The following is a 2,658-nucleotide window of genomic DNA, read 5'->3' as shown; positions in this document are numbered from 1 at the left end:
CGTCGCGCCGGGCCCCGCCTGGGGGTTCGGGGGGGGCCACGGCTTGGGTGATCGGCAGGTGTGGTGTGCGGGTCAGGGTCTGGGCAACTGGAGTCCGGTGCGGGGGCGTTGTGGCCGAACAATCCGTGGTACGCATGCACCGTCGTTGGTCATCAGAGGGCGGCGGCGATGGCGGCGGCGAGCGTAAGGGTGGCGGTGAAGGCGATGGCGGCGCGGGTGAGGGCAGTGGGGTAGCTGGCGCCGTCCAGGCGGGCGAGCTTGCCCGCTCCGGCGGCGGCCAGGAGCGCGATGACGAGGATGAGGGCGACGGTGAGCAGGATGGTGGCGAGCACGGGTTCCTCCGCGGTGTGGCCGGCCGGGGTGCCGACGGACATGAAGGTCGCGGTTTCGGTGTTCGCCGGTGCTCGCTGTGGACGGCGTTGCACAATGCCGTTCAGTGCTGAACACAACGCAGTGCTGGACAGTGGAGGGCACGACGCGGCGGAGCGCGGGCATGACGCCTGAAGAAGTGGCTTTGGCGGAGTTGCGTCAGCGAGTGGACCGGGCGAGGGTCAAAGCCGGACTAACCAAGACCGCGTTGGCTGAACGCACTGCTCAGGGGCGAGTGAAGGTCTCCCGAACGACGGTGCAGCAGTACTTTCGTGCTGACGGACCGATTCCGAGCATGGACACGGTCACCGCGCTCGCGACTGTGCTGAAACTCGATGTCCAGGCCCTGCTCGATCTGCGTGACGTAGCTGTGGGCAGCGCGTACATAGCGGGTGACGCAGCGCCATCCCCTCCCGCACCCGAGTCTGGCGGTGGACCGAGCGGCATACTGGGAGACGGTCGAGGGCCTGAGCCGCGGCTGATCGGACCGATTCCTCCGGCCGCGTTGGCTTTCCAGCACCGTGCGGAGGCCGAACAACTGCGGGCGATGCTGGACGACGGTGGCACCGCCGTCGTCGAGAGCCGGTCAGCGGGGAGGATCCCGGCAGGGGGTGCGCTGGTTGGTCTGGGGGGTGTCGGCAAGTCCCAGCTCGCCGCCGACTACGCCCGCACCGTTCTCGCCGACGGGACAGTAGATGTGGTGGTGTGGGTGACCGCCACCGAACGGTCCGCGATCATCGACCGCCTCGCACAGGCCGGCCATGAACTTTGCGCGAGCCAGCTGGAGGACCCGGAACACGCCGCCCGCGCTTTCCTGGCGTGGCTCGCCCCGAAACGGTCGACAGCGCCGCTGCGGTGGCTGGTGGTGCTGGACGACCTCATCCTCCCCGGCGACATGGACAACCTGTGGCCGCCGGCCAGCTCTCAGGGACGTACCCTGGTCACCACGCGCCGCCAGGACGCGGCCCTCACCGGGCCCGGCAAAAACCGCCTCCGGGTTGGCCTGTTCACCCTCGAGCAGGCCATCGCCTATCTCTCCGAAGCGCTCGCCGCGTACGAACGGACCGAGCATGACGAGATGCTCGCAGCACTGGCCGCAGACCTCCAACACCTACCGCTGGCGCTGTCCCAGGCTGCCGCCTACCTCGCCGACACCGGCGCAACCGTTGCTGCTTACCGGCATACCCTCGCCGACCGTGCGACCGCGCTGCACGACCTCGCCCCCGACCTGCTGCCCGACCAGCAACCTCACACCGTCGCCGCCGCGTGGGCACTTTCCATCGACCACGCCGGCACCTTGAGGCCCGAAGGCTTCGCCCGCCCCCTCCTCCAGCTCGCCGCCTACCTTGATCCGTACGGCATCCCCGCCACGGTCCTGACCAGCCGGCCCGCCCGCAGCTACCTGGCACACCACCGCACCTGCCAGCCTGATCACCAACTACCAGCTGAGAGCGGGACCGACTCAACGGACGAGGCGGTACCGGTTTCGGCAGCGGAGGTGGAACGGGCGATCAGCGCACTGCGCCGACTGAGCCTCCTCACCTACACCCCCGACACGCCCGCAACCGCCGTACGCGTCCACCAACTTCTCCAGCACGCCGTCCGCGACACCCTCACCCCCGCGCAACGGTTCGAAACCGCCCACATCGCAGCCGACTCACTGATCGACTCCTGGCCCGATATCGAACGTGACACCCAACTCGCCCAAGCACTGCGCTCCAACACCACCGCCCTTGCCCAGTACGCCGGAGAGAGCCTGCACCGACCGAAAATGCATTTGGTGCTGTACCGCATGGGCAACAGCCTTGGCATGACCGGTCAGGCCGCTGCCGCCTGCGATCACTACCAGCACCTGGCCGAGGCAGCCCGACAGAGCCTCGGCCTGGACCACCATGACACCCTCATCGCCCTGAGCAACGTCGCCCTCTGGCAGGGGGAGATGGGAGATGCAGCCGGAGCTGCACAAGAGCACGCCGACCTGCTGGAGCACATGATTCAGATACTGGGGCCAGACCATCGAGACACCCTCACCACCCGCCACAACCTCGCCCGGTGGCAGGGGGAGGCGGGGGACCCGGCCGGCGCCGCAGCCAGCCTCGCCGGTCTGCTGGAACACGTGGCGCGGGTGCTGGGTAACGACCACCCCGACACCCTCACCACCCGGCACAACCTTGCCCGGTGGCGGGGCCGAGCAGGGGATGCTGCTGGTGCTGCGGACGCCCTCGCCGATCTGCTGCCCGACCAACTACGAGTCCTGGGCAGAGACCATCCCCACACCCTCATCACTCG

2 protein-coding genes are annotated in these 2,658 nt (G+C 68.8%); one reads left to right on the top strand and one right to left on the bottom strand.

Annotation, left to right across the window (positions count from 1 at the left end; all coding sequences use genetic code 11):
* Positions 1 to 152 precede the first annotated feature (152 nt).
* Positions 153 to 374, bottom strand: a complete 222-nt coding sequence (locus tag ACFVYN_RS25495; RefSeq protein ID WP_390002161.1) for a hypothetical protein — start codon at positions 372 to 374, stop codon at positions 153 to 155.
* A 119-nt stretch (positions 375 to 493) separates the two neighbouring features.
* On the opposite strand from ACFVYN_RS25495, the gene ACFVYN_RS25490 reads away from it, so the two are divergent.
* Positions 494 to 2,658: NB-ARC domain-containing protein (locus ACFVYN_RS25490; protein ID WP_390002159.1), on the top strand; the 2,165-nt coding region annotated here is incomplete at its 3' end.

The sequence above is a fragment of the Streptomyces sp. NPDC058307 genome, assembly GCF_042880295.1.
In the GTDB taxonomy this organism is placed as follows: Bacteria; Actinomycetota; Actinomycetes; order Streptomycetales; family Streptomycetaceae; genus Streptomyces.
Note: the sequence above shows the minus strand (reverse complement) of the source record. Positions and strands in the feature narration are given on the sequence as shown.

Bases quoted from the DNA above. Each gene is read 5' to 3' on its own strand.
- ACFVYN_RS25495 (WP_390002161.1), bottom strand. From the start codon at position 374: ATGTCCGTCGGCACCCCGGCCGGCCACACCGCGGAGGAACCCGTGCTC.